Annotated in this window: 15 protein-coding genes; 11 read left to right on the top strand and 4 right to left on the bottom strand. The window is 60.1% G+C overall.

All coding sequences use genetic code 11. From position 1 onward, the window contains the following. Nucleotides 1-93: 93 nt before the first annotated feature. A complete protein-coding gene (gene hslO / locus KI231_RS01355; RefSeq protein ID WP_103304141.1) occupies nt 94-996 on the bottom strand; it encodes an Hsp33 family molecular chaperone HslO in 903 nt (300 codons plus the stop codon). 105 nt (nt 997-1,101) lie between these two features. On the opposite strand from hslO, the gene KI231_RS01350 reads away from it, so the two are divergent. Beyond that, on the top strand, nt 1,102-1,902 hold the full coding sequence (locus tag KI231_RS01350; RefSeq protein ID WP_213027233.1) for a phosphatase PAP2 family protein: 801 nt from the start codon (nt 1,102-1,104) through the stop codon (nt 1,900-1,902). A 159-nt stretch (nt 1,903-2,061) separates the two neighbouring features. Here the strand turns inward: KI231_RS01350 and KI231_RS01345 are convergent, their stop codons facing one another. Next, complete coding sequence (locus tag KI231_RS01345; RefSeq protein ID WP_103304139.1) at nt 2,062-2,469, bottom strand: RNA-binding S4 domain-containing protein; 408 nt, start codon at nt 2,467-2,469, stop codon at nt 2,062-2,064. A 116-nt stretch (nt 2,470-2,585) separates the two neighbouring features. On the opposite strand from KI231_RS01345, the gene rimA reads away from it, so the two are divergent. From rimA to rimK, 3 genes are read left to right on the top strand one after another with little or no spacing between them, the layout of a single operon-like run. Beyond that, nucleotides 2,586-3,365, top strand: coding sequence for a S6 modification regulatory phosphodiesterase RimA (gene rimA, locus KI231_RS01340; RefSeq protein WP_103304138.1), 780 nt, complete (start codon nt 2,586-2,588; stop codon nt 3,363-3,365). A gap of 16 nt (nt 3,366-3,381) precedes the next feature. Next, on the top strand, nt 3,382-3,861 hold the full coding sequence (gene rimB, locus KI231_RS01335; RefSeq protein ID WP_016986269.1) for a retropepsin-like aspartic endopeptidase RimB: 480 nt from the start codon (nt 3,382-3,384) through the stop codon (nt 3,859-3,861). Next, nucleotides 3,858-4,763 carry a 30S ribosomal protein S6--L-glutamate ligase gene (rimK, locus tag KI231_RS01330; protein ID WP_007949201.1) on the top strand — a complete coding sequence of 302 codons (906 nt, stop codon included), beginning with the start codon at nt 3,858-3,860 and terminating at the stop codon, nt 4,761-4,763. Before rimB ends, rimK begins: the two co-directional genes overlap by 4 nt. 200 nt (nt 4,764-4,963) lie before the next feature. On the opposite strand, the gene KI231_RS01325 is transcribed toward rimK, so the two are convergent. Beyond that, complete coding sequence (locus KI231_RS01325) at nt 4,964-6,277, bottom strand: ATP-binding protein (RefSeq protein WP_103304137.1); 1,314 nt, start codon at nt 6,275-6,277, stop codon at nt 4,964-4,966. 113 nt (nt 6,278-6,390) lie between these two features. Further along, nucleotides 6,391-7,131, bottom strand: coding sequence for an osmolarity response regulator transcription factor OmpR (gene ompR, locus KI231_RS01320; RefSeq protein ID WP_016986271.1), 741 nt, complete (start codon nt 7,129-7,131; stop codon nt 6,391-6,393). Nucleotides 7,132-7,490: 359 nt separating this feature from the next. Between ompR and KI231_RS01315 the strand changes: the two genes are divergently transcribed. The 7 genes from KI231_RS01315 (at nt 7,491) to tauD (ending at nt 15,929) form a co-directional block, all read left to right on the top strand. Beyond that, nucleotides 7,491-9,815: a Tex family protein gene (locus KI231_RS01315; RefSeq protein ID WP_213027232.1), complete on the top strand. Its 2,325-nt coding sequence runs from the start codon at nt 7,491-7,493 to the stop codon at nt 9,813-9,815. After that, nucleotides 9,815-10,198 carry a PaaI family thioesterase gene (locus KI231_RS01310; protein ID WP_213027231.1) on the top strand — a complete coding sequence of 128 codons (384 nt, stop codon included), beginning with the start codon at nt 9,815-9,817 and terminating at the stop codon, nt 10,196-10,198. The genes KI231_RS01315 and KI231_RS01310 overlap by 1 nt, the downstream gene beginning before the upstream one ends. A gap of 213 nt (nt 10,199-10,411) precedes the next feature. Then, on the top strand, nt 10,412-11,995 hold the full coding sequence (gene gshA / locus KI231_RS01305; RefSeq protein WP_103304133.1) for a glutamate--cysteine ligase: 1,584 nt from the start codon (nt 10,412-10,414) through the stop codon (nt 11,993-11,995). Nucleotides 11,996-12,322: 327 nt separating this feature from the next. Beyond that, nucleotides 12,323-13,300, top strand: coding sequence for a taurine ABC transporter substrate-binding protein (gene tauA / locus KI231_RS01300; RefSeq protein ID WP_103304132.1), 978 nt, complete (start codon nt 12,323-12,325; stop codon nt 13,298-13,300). A gap of 16 nt (nt 13,301-13,316) precedes the next feature. Next, nucleotides 13,317-14,111 carry a taurine ABC transporter ATP-binding subunit gene (gene tauB / locus KI231_RS01295; RefSeq protein ID WP_097086895.1) on the top strand — a complete coding sequence of 265 codons (795 nt, stop codon included), beginning with the start codon at nt 13,317-13,319 and terminating at the stop codon, nt 14,109-14,111. Further along, the gene (gene tauC / locus KI231_RS01290) at nt 14,108-14,941 is read left to right on the top strand and encodes a taurine ABC transporter permease TauC (RefSeq protein ID WP_166221357.1); all 834 of its coding nucleotides are present in this window, start codon (nt 14,108-14,110) and stop codon (nt 14,939-14,941) included. Before tauB ends, tauC begins: the two co-directional genes overlap by 4 nt. Nucleotides 14,942-15,086: 145 nt before the next feature. Then, complete coding sequence (gene tauD, locus KI231_RS01285; protein WP_213027230.1) at nt 15,087-15,929, top strand: taurine dioxygenase; 843 nt, start codon at nt 15,087-15,089, stop codon at nt 15,927-15,929. The last annotated feature ends 71 nt before the right edge of the window (nt 15,930-16,000 follow it).

Here is a 16,000-nt window from a genome sequence, read left to right as displayed (position 1 = left end):
ATTATGCCAGAAAAGCCCAAAAAGAGTAGGGTCCTCCCGTCGTAACGGCGATATTCCGTCGTTACGCAGTGAATTTACCTGCGCTGAACCGTTTTAGTGCCGGGTATCTGACGGCGTGTCGACGCCTGCGCCAGCGAACAATTGAGCTACATCGGTCGCATCAAACAGGTAGCGCTGGTTGCAGAACTGGCAATCGATCTCGATGTTGCCGCCGTTTTCCACCACCAGAGCCTGTGCATCTTCCTGACCCAGACTGACCAGTGCATTGCCCGAGCGCTCCCGCGAGCAGCTGCAATGGAAGCGCAGTTTCTGCACATCGAACAGGCGCACCTGCTCTTCATGGTAGAGACGGTGCAGGACGGTTTCATTGTCCAGGCTCAACAATTCATCGGCGGTCAGCGTGCTGGCCAGCGCGGTGATGTGCTGCCAGCTGGCGGCGCGGTCTTCTTCGTCTTTCAAGCGATCGGCGGGCAGTTGCTGCAGCAGCAGGCCACGGGCACGACGACCGTCGGCGAACAGCTGGAAGCGGGTGCCGACCTGTTGCGACATGACGAAGTAATTGGTGAAGCACTCGGACAGGGTTTCGCCGTCGAGGTCGACGATGCCCTGATAGCGCTGGCCGACAGTCGGGTCGACGGTCAGAGCCAGGACGCCGTTCGGCATCAAGTCGCTGAGGGTCGCATCCGCCGCGATCTGATCGGCGTGGTAACGCGCCAAACCACGGATTTCACGGTCGCTGGAGCACTCGATCATCAGCATCGGGATCGGGCCTTCGGAGCGCGCCTGCAGGATCAGCAAGCCGTCGAACTTCAAGGTGCCCACCAGCAACGAGGCCGCCGCCATCAATTCGCCGAGCAATTGCGCGACCGGTTCCGGGTACGGGTGCTTGGCGAGGACTTCGGCGTAGCTGCGCTCCAGCGCGACCAGTTCGCCGCGCGTGTCGCTGTCATCAAAGATGAAGCGTTGGGTGTAATCGGTATCCGGTAGGTCGGTCATAGGTCTGGGTATCTGAATGAGGTGACAAAATGGTTACAAAGAATGAAAATTTGCGCTTCTTGGCACTTTTTTTGGTGCCGACTGCTTAGCCATGGGAGGCATTTTATGAACAATCCGGGTTTGTTCCAACAAAGGTGGAACCTCGGCCGGCTGGTTCTGTGCAATGTGGTGCCATTGGCGCTACTGGCTTTCTGGTTATGGCCTACGGGCAACGCGCTGTGTGTGTTTTTCGACGAGTGGCTGTTCCGCTCACTCAACACACCGCTGGCCAGCAACCCGATATGGCTCCACATCTGGGCAATTGCAAGTCTTCGTCCTTTCGACATTGTGGTCGGGCTGATTCTGCTGACGCTGCTGATCAAGGGCGACTGGGTGTTCAAGGCGATTGATGTGCGTCGCGCCTTTTTCGGATTTTTCTCGATCCTGCTGTTGATGGTGGTGATCCGCACGCTGTTTTCCAAGTTCGCCGACCACATGGACTGGCAACACAGCAGCCCGTCGATGGTCCTTGAAGGCGCGGTGCACATCAGCGACTACTTCCCACATCTGGAGAAGACCTGGGAGCTGAAGGATCGCTCCAGCCAGAGCTTCCCCGGTGACCATGCTTCGGTGCTGTTGATCTGGGCGCTGTTCATGGGCGTGTTCAGCCGTACGGTCGGCCAGTTCCTGGTGATCTGGGGCCTGGCGCTGCTGTTCATGCTGCCGCGGCTGGTGGCCGGCGCACATTGGGGTCAGGACGATTACATCGGCGGCGTGTTGCTGGCGGTGTGGGCGTTGGGCTGGGGTTACTACACGCCGTTTGCCTATCACGCCGCGAATTTCTGGCTGAAGGTGACTTCGCCGATCTTCAGTCTGCTGGGCAAGTTGCCGCTGGTTTCGCGGATGAGTGTGGTGCGTAGCGCCTGATACCGCGTCGTCCATGGCGAGCGCTGCGCACTCGATCGCGGGCAAGCCACGCTCCCACAGTGATATTCAGTGAACATAAATTTTGTGAGCATCTGAAATACCTGTGGGAGCGGGCTTGCCCGCGATGACGTCAGCACAGACAACACAGCAACTACGGCTCTACTCGTCGTTACTGTTCCCACGAAATTTAAACAGATCCCGCCGCTGCTTCTTGCTCGGCTTGCCATCGGTGCTCACGCCCAAGGCACCCGCCTTGCGCATCGCCGCAGCCGCTTCGCGTTTTGCCACGCTCGCTTCGGTTTCCGCATACAACGTCTGCGCTTCAGGCGCGCCACGACGCACAATCGACAAGGCTTCGACCTTCACCGTACGCACTTCGAAACCAGTACGAATCTCGAATTCATCGCCGATGCGTGGCTCTTTGCCTGGTTTGCAGCGCTCGCCCCGACAATGCACTTTGCCACTCTCGATCGCTGCTTTGGCCAAGGCCCGGGTTTTATAAAAACGCGCAGCCCACAACCATTTATCGAGACGGACCTTGTCGTCTTCTTCCTGTTTTTGCGCCATATGAATTCCTCGTTCTGCCAGTAGTCGGAACTGTACTACCGTTTCTGTCGGGCGCAAGAATTCGGCCCTCCAGATAGACTGTGATCTTCGCCGGTTCAGCGGCATGGAGTGATCGAGTGACTAAATTTCCGTCTTCATTGACCTCGCCCCAGGCCGGTTGCCAGGGCTGCCAGCAAAGCGAACCGCTGGGTTTTGATTTTGACTTCGCCTACCAACCTATCGTCGATCTGCGCGACCAGTCGATTTTCGCCCATGAGGCGCTGGTCCGTGGTCTGGCTGGTGAAGGCGCATTGACGGTGTTAGATCAGGTTACAGAAGACAACCGCTACCGCTTCGACCAACTCTGCCGGACCCGCGCCATCGAAGGCGCGGCCAACCTTAATATGCAGACACACTTGTCGATCAACTTCATGCCCAACGCCGTCTATCGTCCAGAGCTATGCATTCGCAGCACCCTGGAGGCCGCCAAAAAACACAGTTTCCCGATCGACCGACTGATTTTCGAAACCCTGGAAAGCGAGCACGTAGATAACTATCGCCATTTGACCAATATTCTGCGTGAATACCGCGAATTCGGCTTCAAGACCGCCATCGACGATTTCGGTGCCGGTTATTCGGGGCTCAATCTGCTGGCTGATTTCCAACCGGACCTGATCAAACTCGACATGGCGCTGATCCGCGATGTCGATCAAGACCGCGTTCGTCAGGCTATCGTCCGGGGGATTGTCACAATCTGTGCGGAGTTGGACGTTACAGTCATCGCCGAAGGCATCGAGAGCGCCGGTGAACGGGATTTCCTGGCGGACTGTGGAATATTTCTGATGCAGGGGTACTGGTTCGCCAAACCTGCATTCAAAGCGTTGGCCCAGGTTTCACCTGAGGCGTGGACGCGTTAATCGTTGGTTTTATCCATTGAAGACATTTGACCATTTGACCGTTGTCGGTCTGCGCGAGTGGGTTGCGCTCCCGGATTTGGGAGTCGCCGGCCTGCGGGCGAAAATCGACACCGGTGCCAGCACCTCCAGCCTGCATGCCACCGACATCGAGCCGTTCGAGCGCGACGGCGAGAAGTGGGTGCGCTTCACCGCGCACCTGGGCACGGTGGTGCAGTTGCGTCACCGCCGTTGCGAAGCGCCGCTGGTAACGCGCAAAACCATTAAAAGCTCCAACGGCCATGCCCAGGAGCGCTATGTGATCAGCACCACCCTGGCCCTGGGTGATCGGGTCTGGCCGATCGAGTTCACCCTCGCCTGCCGCAAATCCATGCGCTATCGCCTGTTGCTCGGTTCCAAAGCCCTGATTGACGGCCATCTGGTGGTCAATCCGGGCATCAAATATGTACAAGACAAGCCGGTGTTCCCGGTATCTACCTCCTCCACAGGTGTTGCATGAAGATCGCTGTGCTGTCGCGGAATCCGCGTCTGTATTCCACCCGTCGTCTGGTCGAAGCTGGCACCGAACGCGGGCATGAAATGGTAGTGATCGACACTTTGCGCGCCTACATGAACATCGCCAGCCACAAGCCGCAGATCCACTATCGCGGCAAACCGCTGGAAGGTTTCGACGCGGTGATCCCGCGGATCGGCGCGTCGGTGACGTTCTATGGCTGCGCAGTGTTGCGTCAGTTTGAAATGATGGGTGTGTTCCCGCTCAACGAATCGGTGGCGATTGCCCGTTCGCGGGACAAGTTGCGCTCGCTGCAGTTGCTTTCGCGGCGCGGCATCGGTTTGCCGGTGACCGGGTTTGCCCACTCGCCGGATGACATCCCCGACCTGATCGACATGGTCAACGGCGCGCCACTGGTGATCAAAGTGCTGGAAGGCACTCAGGGCATTGGGGTGGTGTTGTGCGAAACCGCGACCGCTGCGGAGTCGGTGATCGAGGCGTTCATGGGCCTGAAGCAGAACATCATGGTTCAGGAATACATCAAGGAAGCGGGCGGCGCGGACATCCGCTGCTTTGTAGTCGGCGACAAGGTGATCGCGGCGATGAAGCGTCAGGCCAAACCGGGTGAATTCCGTTCCAACCTGCATCGCGGCGGCAGCGCCAGCCTGATCAAGATCACCCCGGAAGAACGCATGACCGCGTTGCGTGCTGCCAAAGTCATGGGCCTGGCGGTGGCGGGTGTGGATATCCTGCGTTCCAATCATGGGCCGCTGGTGATGGAAGTGAACTCGTCGCCGGGGCTGGAGGGGATCGAGACCACCACAGGGAAGAATGTGGCGGGGATCATCATCGAGCACCTTGAGAAGAATGGCGGGCCGAATATGACTCGCACCAAGGGTAAGGGCTAGAGCGAAGAGCAAGAGCCCCTCACCCTAACCCTCTCCCATAGGGAGAGGGGACTGATAGGGAGATGCTTAAGAGATACGCCGACCTGATCCTGCTGTGCCGAATCCACAATCGAGCCAGTCTTTCAGGTCGATGTACAACGCCAGACACCTCGGTCGGCCTCCTCTCCCTCTGGGAGAGGGCTGGGGTGAGGGTTTATGTTTTAAACGGCATCCCGCGGCAACATCAGCCCCAACGGCAACCGCACCCGCGCTTCAAGCCCACCCCCAGACCGGTTACGCAACTCAACATTGCCCCCATGCATCGAAGCAATCCGCTTCACGATCGCCAGCCCCAACCCGGTGCCCTTGCCGCCCCGCGCCCGATCTCCTCGGGTAAACGGGTTGAAAATCGCTTCAAGTTCCGAAGGATCGATCCCCGCCCCGCGGTCCATCACGCTCAGCACCACATACGGCGCGCTGACATCACCGGACACATAGGCGGCGACTTCCACACTGCTGCCAGCATGATTCAAGGCGTTGCCGATCAAGTTGTTCAACAGGCGTTTCATCGACACCCGACGTAGCGGAAACGGCTGGATCGGCTCGAGGCGCAAGCGCACTTTCTCTTCGTTCTGGTTGTACGGTGCCGCCACCTCACGCACCAGATCGCTGAGATCGACCTCCTCCACCGACTCATCACGACCATCACGGATGAACGCTAGGAACTGGTCGAGAATCGCGTCCATGTCTTCGATATCGCGCACCATGTCGTCAGTCAGGTCGTTGCGGTCGCCCATCAACTCCAGCGACAGCCGTAATCGGGTCAACGGTGTACGCAAGTCGTGGGAAACCCCTGCCAACATCAATTCACGCTCACGGCCGGCCTGTTCGACATCTTCGGCCATCTGGTTGAAGGCGCGATACACCTCGGTCATTTCGCTTGGCGTATCGCTGATCGGCAGGCGCACGCTGCGACCCTGACCGAGTTGCCGGGCAGCGTAGACCAGACGCTTCAAGGGTTGGTTGAGCTGGCTGACGAAAATCCACGCCGAGGCGGTCGACAGCAAACCGATCGCCAGGAACCAGCCGAGCACGTTCCAGATTTTCTGGCCACGCAACGGGTGCGGATACAACGGGACTTTCAACCAGCCATCGCCCAGGCTCGGCGCGCGAACCCACAATGCCGGCGGCGAGTGCATGCGCAATCGCACTTCGGTGTCGGCACCGAGTTCCGCCTGCATTTGCCGTTGGTAGATTTCGCTGTAGGGCCAGTGCTGTTCGCCTTCCGGCACGCCGGCACCCACCACCCGGATCAGGGTGGCGGCGTCAGCGATCTTCGCGCGATTTTCTTCGTCAGCGGCCCAATAGGCGCGCAGCGTCAGGGCGACGCCGTGGCTGTATTGGCGATCCACCAGCACGTCCTCGTTCATCAATAGATAAACCAGGGTCAGCGCCTTGGAAAACAGCACGACGATGAGCACCAGCCAGAGGGTGCGGGAGAAAAAACTTTGGGGGAACCAGACGGGGGTTTTCATCTATAACCGCTACACACTTGCAGGAGCGAGCAATGCTCGCATATTGCGGATTGCGAGTCTGCGGGCATGGCCGTTCGACCAGCCCCCGCAGACCCGCTCCTACAAATCGCCGATCACTTGGTGGCGGCGCCATCCGGTACGAACACGTAGCCCACGCCCCAGACAGTCTGGATATAGCGCGGTTTCGACGGATCAGGCTCGATCATCCGGCGCAGACGGGAGATCTGTACGTCGATGGAACGCTCCAGAGCATCCCACTCGCGGCCACGGGCCAGGTTCATCAGTTTGTCGCGGGTCAATGGCTGACGCGCGTTCATCACCAAGGCCTTGAGTACCGCAAACTCACCGGTGGTGAGCATGTGCACTTCGTCGCCGCGCTTCAGTTCGCGAGTGGCCAGCGACAATACGTAATCACCGAAAGTGACGTTTTCGTCTTCGCTGCCCGGTGCGCCCGGTACCGGTGCGGCCTGACGACGCAGCACCGCTTTGACCCGAGCCATCAGCTCGTCCGGGTTGAACGGCTTGGCCAGATAATCGTCGGCGCCCAGTTCCAGGCCCTTGATGCGGCTCATCTCATCGCCCTTGGCGGTGAGCATGATAATCGGAATCTGGTTGTTTGCCGCCCGCAAACGGCGGCAGGCGGTCAGACCGTCTTCGCCAGGCAGCATCAGGTCGAGTACGACCAGATTGAAAACTTCACGCGACAGCAGACGATCCATCTGCTCGGTGTTCGGTACGGTACGGGCGCGGTAGCCCTTGCTGACGAAAAACCGTTCCAGCAGGCTGCTCAGCCCCGGATCGTCGTCAACGATGAGAATTTTTTCGCCTTCAGCAGTTTGTGCAGTGCTGCTCATTGGATGCTCCTTTTAGCTCGGCGCGCATTATGGCGTAGCTGCCGTTATACGCACCGTGTGCATTGTTAGCAGATTTTTCCTTCACTGCCAGAAAACCGGGGTTTATGCCTACAGACTGCAACGCCCCCGAATGACAGAACGCTGGTTATAATGCGCGGCGTTTTGTGCCAGGCAACGTCTGAATCGTTACCGCAGGTGGCAGGCCTTTTTTTCCTGCCCGGCGCAGTAATTGTTCGATTTCACGGGTCAATGGGCTGCCTTTTGACCCAGGCAGCGGCAATCTTCAAGCCGCTCAACCAGACTCCGGGCATTTATTTCCGTGCCTGCGAGCCTGCTTTCACAATATGTCAGGTGGTTTTATGGACAGCATCAACAGCCGCATCGCCGAGGAACTCGGCGTACGCCCACAACAGGTCGAAGCGGCCGTCGCGCTACTCGATGAAGGCTCTACCGTTCCCTTCATCGCCCGTTACCGGAAAGAAGTCACCGGCAGCCTCGATGACACCCAGTTGCGTCATCTGGAAGAGCGCCTGCGCTACCTGCGAGAACTCGACGAACGGCGCATCAGCATCCTCGCCAGCATCGAAGAGCAAGGCAAACTCACTCCGCAGCTTGAACGCGACATCAAGCTCGCCGACACCAAGACTCGCCTTGAAGACTTGTACCTGCCGTACAAGCAGAAGCGCCGCACCAAGGGCCAGATCGCCCTGGAAGCCGGCCTCGGCGAGCTGGCCGACGGCCTGTTCAACGACCCGAACCTGACCCCGGAAGCCGAAGCCACACGTTTCGTCGACGCCGAAAAAGGCGTGGCTGATGTGAAGGCGGCGCTCGAAGGCGCCAAATACATCCTGATGGAGCGCTTTGCCGAAGACGCCAGCCTGCTGGAAAAGCTGCGCAATTACCTCAAGCAGGAAGCGACCCTCAGTGCCCGCGTCATCGCCGGCAAGGAAGAGGAAGGCGCCAAGTTCCGAGACTACTTCGAACACGACGAACCGCTGAAAAGCATGCCGTCGCACCGCGCGCTGGCGATTTTCCGTGGCCGTAACGAAGGCATCCTCAGCTCTGCGCTGAAGGTCGGCGACGAGCTGCCGGGCACCATGCACCCGTGCGAAGGCATGATCGGTCAGCAATTCAATATCCAGAACCAGAACCGTCCGGCCGACAAATGGCTCGGCGAAGTGGTGCGTTGGACCTGGAAGGTCAAGCTCTACACCCATCTGGAAACCGACCTGCTCGGCGAGCTGCGCGACGGCGCCGAAACCGAGGCGATCAACGTGTTCGCCCACAACCTGCATGACCTGCTGCTGGCCGCGCCGGCCGGCCCGCGCGCGACCCTGGGCCTCGACCCGGGCCTGCGTACCGGTTGCAAGGTCGCGGTGGTCGATTCGACCGGCAAGCTGCTGGATCACGCCACGGTTTACCCGCACGTTCCGCACAACAAGTGGGACCAGACCATCGCCATCCTGGCCGCCCTGTGCGCCAAGCACTCGGTGGACCTGATCGCCATCGGCAACGGCACCGCCAGCCGTGAGACCGACAAACTGGCGATCGAGCTGATCAAAAAATACCCGGCCATGAAGATGACCAAGGTCATGGTTTCGGAAGCCGGCGCATCGGTGTACTCGGCGTCGGAGCTGGCGGCCAAGGAATTCCCGGATCTGGACGTGTCGATCCGTGGTGCAGTGTCCATCGCCCGTCGCCTGCAGGATCCACTGGCCGAGCTGGTGAAAATCGATCCGAAATCCATCGGTGTCGGCCAGTACCAGCATGACGTTTCGCAACTGAAACTGGCGCGTGGCCTGGATGCTGTGGTCGAGGACTGCGTGAACGCCGTCGGTGTCGACGTGAACACCGCTTCGGTAGCGCTGCTGGCGCGGATCTCCGGCCTCAACGCGACACTGGCGCAAAACATCGTCGCTCACCGCGATGAACACGGCGCCTTCAAAACACGTGCAGCACTGAAGAAAGTCGCGCGTCTGGGCGAGAAAACCTTCGAACAGGCCGCCGGCTTCTTGCGCGTGATGAACGGCGACAACCCGCTGGATTCCTCTGCAGTTCACCCGGAAGCCTATCCGCTGGTGCAGCGCATTGCCGCTGAAACCGACCGCGATATTCGCTCGCTGATCGGCGACGCCGCGTTCCTCAAGCGTCTGGACCCGAAGAAATTCACCGACGAGACCTTCGGTCTGCCAACCGTGACCGACATCCTGCAAGAACTGGAAAAACCGGGCCGTGACCCGCGTCCGGAATTCAAGACTGCCGAGTTCCAGGAAGGCGTCGAAGACCTCAAGGACCTGCAACTGGGGATGATCCTCGAAGGTGTTGTCACCAACGTGACCGCGTTCGGTGCATTCGTCGACATCGGCGTGCATCAGGATGGTCTGGTGCACATTTCGGCGCTGTCGGAGAAGTTCATCAAGGATCCGCGTGAAGCGGTGAAGGCCGGTGATGTGGTGAAAGTGAAGGTCATGGAAGTCGACATCCCGCGCAAACGCGTTGGCCTGTCGATGCGCATGGGCGACACCCCGGGCGAGAAGATCGACGGCGCCCGTGGCTCGCGTCCGGGCTCGGCGCAGCGCCAGCCTTCGAACAACGCGCCACGCAAGGAAACCGTCACCGCCGCGTCGGTGAACAACGCGATGGCCTCGCTGTTCGCCAACGCCAAGCAGTTGAAGAAACGCTGATGGAAATTCCGGCCGGGCTCGTCGAGAGCGCGTTTTTCAAGCTGTTGGGCTGCCGCCTGCACAGCCTGGAAACCGGGGTGGCGCAAGTCGCCCTGGTGCTGGAACCGCAACTGCGCAATCGCGGTGGCAAATTGCACGGAGGCGCGCTGTTCAGTCTGGTCGACATCGCCATGGGGCTGGCTTGTTCCAGCGTGCATGGCTTCGATCAGCAAAGCGCGACCATCGAGTGCAAGATCAACTATATCCGTGCCGTTTCCGACGGTGAGGTGCTGTGCACGGCGCGGGTGATCCACCCGGGCCGGCGTACGCTGGTGGTCGAAGCCGACGTAATGCAAGGGGACAAACTGGTCGCAAAAGCGCAAGGCACGTTCGCTGTCCTGTAGCTACTGGTCATCAATTTGAGTTAATTTCGGCGCTGCGTCTGCGGCGTCGAACTTTTCCGTGCGCGCAATAGCCAGATTCAAGGAGTGAAGTTGGCAATCGACACGGGCCGTTGTGGCTCAAAAACCAGGCGAAAACGCCAGTTTCAACTTCACCCTTGTAGACCGTCCTGCCCACCCCCATATTGGGGCGACTGACGCGTGAAGGAATCCAAATTGAGCGAACTTCTCAACCGCCGCCTGGCTCTGCTCGGCGAGCGCGCCAACCTCTCTCTGCTCGAACAGTGCCTTCACGGTATCGAACGTGAATGCCTGCGCGTGACCAGCGAAGGTCGACTGGCGCAAACGCCGCACCCGGAAGCCTTGGGTTCCGCGCTGACCAACGAACAAATCACCACCGACTATTCCGAGTCGCTACTGGAATTCATCACGCCCGCCCTGCCCGACCCGGCGGATACGCTGGCGAGCCTGGACAAGATTCATCGCTTTGCCTACAGCAAGCTCGGCAACGAGTACCTGTGGAGTCCATCGATGCCGTGCCCGTTGCCGGCCGAGGAAGACATCCCGATCGCCTATTACGGCACCTCCAACATCGGTCAGCTCAAGTACGTCTACCGCAAGGGCCTGGCCCTGCGTTACGGCAAGACCATGCAGTGCATCGCCGGGATTCACTACAACTTTTCCCTGCCGGAAAAGCTCTGGCCGCTGCTGCGCGAAGCCGAGGGTTTTGTCGGCACTGACCGCGATTTCCAGTCGGTTTCCTACATCGCGTTGATCCGTAATTTCCGTCGCTACAGCTGGCTGCTGATGTACCTGTTCGGTGCATCGCCGGCGCTGGACGCAGGCTTCTTGCGCGGTCGTTCGCATCAGCTGGAACAGCTCGATCCGGACACCCTGTATCTGCCCTACGCCACCAGCCTGCGCATGAGCGACCTCGGTTATCAAAGCAACGCCCAGGCCGGCCTGACGCCGTGCTACAACGATCTGGCGAGCTACACCGACAGCCTGCGCAAAGCCGTGGCCACGCCGTACGCGCCGTACGTTGAGGTCGGCACGCACAAGGATGGTGAGTGGGTGCAGCTCAACACCAACATCCTGCAGATCGAAAACGAGTACTACTCCAACATCCGCCCGAAACGCGTGACCTACACCGGTGAGCGGCCGATCCAGGCCTTGATGGCCCGTGGCATTCAGTACGTCGAAGTGCGTTGCCTGGACATCAACCCGTTCCTGCCGATGGGCATCGACCTGACCGAGTCGCGCTTCCTCGACGCGTTCCTGCTGTACTGCGCGCTGAACGACAGCCCGCTGCTGACCAACACGTCGTGCGGCAACGCCACCTCGAACTTCCTCAGCGTGGTCAAGGAAGGTCGCCGCCCGGGCCTGCAATTGCAGCGTGACGGTGAGCCGGTCGAGATGAAGACCTGGGCGACCGAGCTGCTGGAACAGATTGCCCCGCTCGCCGCGCTGCTGGATCAGAGCCATGGCGGCGACGCGCACAGCAAGGCGCTGGATGCGCAACTGGCCAAGGTCCGCGATCCGTCGCTGACGCCTTCGGCGCAGGTGTTGGCGGCAATGGCTGAGCACAAGGAAAGCTTTGCGCAGTTCTCCCTGCGTCAGAGCCAGGCGCATGCCGAGTTCTTCCGCAGCGAGCCGTTGGCGGCGGATGAACAGGCGAAGTTCGAGGAACTGGCGCGATCTTCGCTGGCGGCGCAGGCTGAGCTGGAGCAGAACGAAGTGGGCGATTTCGATGTGTTTGTCGGGTCGTATCAGGCGAGTATTCTGGCGATCAGTAATTAAAAGCCCCTTACCCTAACCCTCTCCCAGTGGGAGAGGGGACTGACTGCGGTGTTGATGCGAAGTACGCCGACCTGAAATACCGTGTGATGATCGTTCCCATGCTCTGCGTGGGAATGCCTCAAAGGACGCTCTGCGTCCCAGTGACGCGGAGCGTCACAAGCTGAATTCCCACGCAGAGCGTGGGAACTATCGAAAGGCTCTCTCTACCCTCCTTCTTAGATTTTTCCGCTCATAAGCTAAGTCTAAAAAGTTATTTATTTTTAGATTCTTAGATCATTTAGTCTCCTTTCCACGCCGATCCTCGGTCGCCTGAACTGGAGCACTCCCATGAAACTGCATTTCCCGCTTCGCCTGCTGGCCGTGGCCTCTCTGGCTGCCGCGAGCTTTCTGGCGCAGGCCGCCGACCTCACCGTCGCTTATCAAACCACCGTTGACCCGGCGAAAGTCGCCCAGGCCGACGGCGCCTACGAGAAGGCCACCAAGGCCGACATCAGCTGGCGCAAATTCGATAACGGTGCCGACGTGATCACCGCCATCGCTTCCGGCGACGTGCAGATCGGCTACCTCGGTTCAAGTCCGCTGACCGCTGCGATCACCCGCAAAGTCCCGGTGGAAACCTTCCTCATCGCCACCCAGATCGGCGCCGCCGAAGCGCTGGTCGCCCGCGACGGCTCCGGGATCAAGACGCCACAGGATCTGGTCGGCAAGAAAATCGCCGTGCCGTTCGTATCGACCGGTCACTACAGCCTGCTCGCCGCACTCAAGCACTGGAACATCGACCCCTCGAAAGTCACCGTGCTCAACCTCGCGCCGCCAGCAATCATCGCTGCGTGGAAACGCGGTGATATCGACGCCACTTACGTGTGGGACCCAGCCCTCGGAGTAGCCAAGGAAAACGGCAAAGTGCTGATCACCTCCGGTGAGCTGGCCAAGTTCGGCGCGCCGACTTTCGATGCCTGGATCGTGCGCAAGGATTTCGCCGAGAAGCACCCGGAAATCGTCCGGGCGTTCGCCAAAGTTACCCTCGATGCCTACGCCGATTACCGCAAAGACCCGAAAGCCTGGCTCGCCGATCAATCCAACGTCGACAAACTGGTGAAACTCTCCGGCGCCAAGGCCAGCGACATTCCATTGCTGCTGCAAGGCAACGTCTACCCACTGGCAGCTGATCAGGTCAGCGACCTTGGCGCACCGACCACCAAAGCCATCACCGACACCGCCGCGTTCCTCAAGGAGCAAGGCAAGGTCGAAGCGGTTCTGCCGGACTACGCGCCGTACGTCAGCGCCAAATACATCACCAACTGATCGGGAGTTAACTGCGATGGCTTTGCTACAGCTGGAGCGCATCAGCGCACAGTACCCGGGCAGCCCGGAACCGGTGCTGGCGGATATTTCTCTGACCCTGGGGCCGCAGCAATTGCTGGTGGCCCTCGGCCCGTCCGGCAGTGGCAAGACTTCGCTGTTGAACCTGATTGCCGGCTTCGTCGAACCGAGTGCCGGGCGCATCACCCTCGACGGCGTGCCGGTCAAAGGCCCGAGCGCCGAGCGCGGCGTGGTGTTCCAAGACGATGCCCTGCTGCCTTGGCAGGATGTGCTGGCCAACGTCGCATTCGGTCTCGAACTGGCCGGTGTCGCCAAGGACAAGCGCGAAAAGATCGCCCGCGAGATGCTCGCGCTGGTCGATCTATCCGGTTTTGAAAACCGCCGTATCTGGCAACTTTCCGGTGGCCAGAAACAACGCGTCGGCCTCGCCCGTGCACTCGCCGCCGACCCGCGCGTGTTGCTGATGGACGAACCCTTCGGCGCCCTCGACGCATTTACCCGCGAACAAATGCAAGAGCTGCTGCTGCAAGTCTGGCAGCGCACCGCCAAACCGGTTTTTCTGATTACCCACGACATTGAAGAAGCGGTGTTCCTCGCAACCGACCTGATTCTGCTGGCGCCGAATCCGGGGCAGATCGTTGAGCGTCTGCACCTGGATTTCGGCCAGCGTTACGCCGCTGGCGAATCGGCACGGGCGATCAAATCCGACCCGCGTTTTATCGAAACCCGTGAACACGTGCTGAGCAAAGTGTTCTCGCAACGCAGCGCCGTTCAACGGCAGGAGCGCGCATGAGCAGTTACGACGTTTCCGCCCCGGCAGTGAAAACCCCATCGGTAGCGATCCCGGTGCGCCGCAGTCTCAGCACGCGCTGGATCAGCCTGCTGACGTTGTTCGCCTTGCTGGTGATCTGGTGGGCGGTGACCGCCACTGGATTGATCGAGCCGCTGTTCCTGCCACCGCCCTCCGCTGTGCTGCAAAAAGGCTGGTTGCTGGCCACCAGCGGCTATATGGATTCGACCCTGTGGCAGCACCTCGGCGCGAGCCTGAGCCGCATCGGCCTGGGCCTTGGTTTTGCGATTCTGACCGCCGTGCCGGTGGGCATCGCCATCGGTGCCAACCGCATCGCCCGTGGCGTTCTGGATCCGCTGATCGAGTTCTACCGCCCGATTCCGCCGCTGGCTTATCTGCCGCTGATCGTGATCTGGTGCGGCATCGGCGAATTGTCGAAAGTGCTGCTGATCTATCTGGCGATTTTCGCGCCGATCGCCATCGCCACAGCTACCGGCGTGCGCACGGTTGACCCAGCCAAACTGCGCGCAGCGCAGTCGCTCGGCGCGACTCGCGCACAACTGATTCGCCATGTGATTTTGCCGAGCGCTCTGCCGGACATTCTCACTGGTGTGCGCATTGGGCTGGGGGTTGGCTGGTCGACGCTGGTCGCCGCTGAACTGATCGCCGCCACCAGTGGTTTGGGTTTCATGGTGCAGTCGGCCGCGCAGTTCCTGGTCACCGATGTGGTGGTGCTGGGGATTCTGGTCATCGCCCTGATCGCCTTCGCCATGGAAATGGGCTTGCGCGCTTTGCAACGCAAACTGGTGCCGTGGCACGGCCAGGCGCACTGACCCATTTCATGTAAATCCCTTGTAGGAGTGAGCCTGCTCGCGATTGCCGAGTGAAAGGCAACGGCTGTTGTGAATGACGCAACGCTATCGCGAGCAGGCTCACTCCTACAAAAGCTCTGCCCCCCCGAATTTGAAGAGTAAGACCATGAGCAGCCTGAACATCACCCCATTAAGCTCGGCCCTCGGCGCGCAGATCAGCGGCGTAGACATCAGCCAGCCATTGAGCCTGGAACACCGCGACGCCATCGAGCAGGCGCTGCTCAAATACCAAGTGCTGTTCTTCCGCAACCAGCCGATCGAACCGTCGCAACAGGCGCGCTTCGCTCATTATTTTGGTGATCTGCACATTCACCCGATCTACCCGAACGTGCCGGAACAGCCAGAAGTCTTGATTCTCGACACCGCTGTCACCGACGTGCGCGACAACGCGATCTGGCACACCGACGTGACCTTCCTGCCGACGCCGGCGATGGGCGCGGTGCTCAGCGCCAAGCTGTTGCCGGAATTTGGTGGCGACACGCTGTGGGCAAGCGGCATTGCCGCGTATGAAGCGCTGTCGGCACCGCTGAAAGGCTTGCTTGAAGGGCTGACCGCGACCCACGATTTCACCCGCTCGTTTCCGCTGGAGCGCTATGGCAACACGCCGGAAGCGCTGGCGCAGTGGGAAGAGGCGCGACGCAAGAACCCGCCGTTGTCGCATCCGGTGATCCGTACGCATCCGGTGAGCGGACGGCGTTCGCTGTTCGTCAACGAAGGCTTCACTTCGAAGATCAATGAGCTGTCGGAAACCGAGAGCGAGGCGATTCTGAAGTTTCTGTTCGCCCACGCGACGCGGCCGGAGTTCACCATTCGCTGGCGCTGGCAGAAAGACGATATTGCGTTCTGGGACAACCGCGTGACGCAGCATTACGCGGTGGATGATTACCGGCCGGCGCGGCGGGTGATGCAGCGGGCTACGGTTTTGGGGGATGTGCCGTTTTTCAGATAAGACCCGGTTTCCTCGTTGTCTGAACTGACCCCTTCGCGGGCAAGCCCGCTCCCACAGGTACAGCGCCGTTC

The sequence above is a fragment of the Pseudomonas sp. Seg1 genome (assembly GCF_018326005.1).
GTDB lineage: Bacteria > Pseudomonadota > Gammaproteobacteria > Pseudomonadales > Pseudomonadaceae > Aquipseudomonas.
Note: the sequence above shows the minus strand (reverse complement) of the source record. Positions and strands in the feature narration are given on the sequence as shown.

Bases quoted from the DNA above. Each gene is read 5' to 3' on its own strand.
- hslO (WP_103304141.1), bottom strand. From the start codon at position 996: ATGACCGACCTACCGGATACCGATTACACCCAACGCTTCATCTTTGAT.
- KI231_RS01310 (WP_213027231.1), top strand. From the start codon at position 9,815: ATGGAAATTCCGGCCGGGCTCGTCGAGAGCGCGTTTTTCAAGCTGTTG.
- KI231_RS01345 (WP_103304139.1), bottom strand. From the start codon at position 2,469: ATGGCGCAAAAACAGGAAGAAGACGACAAGGTCCGTCTCGATAAATGG.
- tauC (WP_166221357.1), top strand. From the start codon at position 14,108: ATGAGCAGTTACGACGTTTCCGCCCCGGCAGTGAAAACCCCATCGGTA.
- tauB (WP_097086895.1), top strand. From the start codon at position 13,317: ATGGCTTTGCTACAGCTGGAGCGCATCAGCGCACAGTACCCGGGCAGC.
- rimK (WP_007949201.1), top strand. From the start codon at position 3,858: ATGAAGATCGCTGTGCTGTCGCGGAATCCGCGTCTGTATTCCACCCGT.
- ompR (WP_016986271.1), bottom strand. From the start codon at position 7,131: ATGAGCAGCACTGCACAAACTGCTGAAGGCGAAAAAATTCTCATCGTT.
- tauD (WP_213027230.1), top strand. From the start codon at position 15,087: ATGAGCAGCCTGAACATCACCCCATTAAGCTCGGCCCTCGGCGCGCAG.
- tauA (WP_103304132.1), top strand. From the start codon at position 12,323: ATGAAACTGCATTTCCCGCTTCGCCTGCTGGCCGTGGCCTCTCTGGCT.
- KI231_RS01315 (WP_213027232.1), top strand. From the start codon at position 7,491: ATGGACAGCATCAACAGCCGCATCGCCGAGGAACTCGGCGTACGCCCA.
- KI231_RS01325 (WP_103304137.1), bottom strand. From the start codon at position 6,277: ATGAAAACCCCCGTCTGGTTCCCCCAAAGTTTTTTCTCCCGCACCCTC.
- KI231_RS01350 (WP_213027233.1), top strand. From the start codon at position 1,102: ATGAACAATCCGGGTTTGTTCCAACAAAGGTGGAACCTCGGCCGGCTG.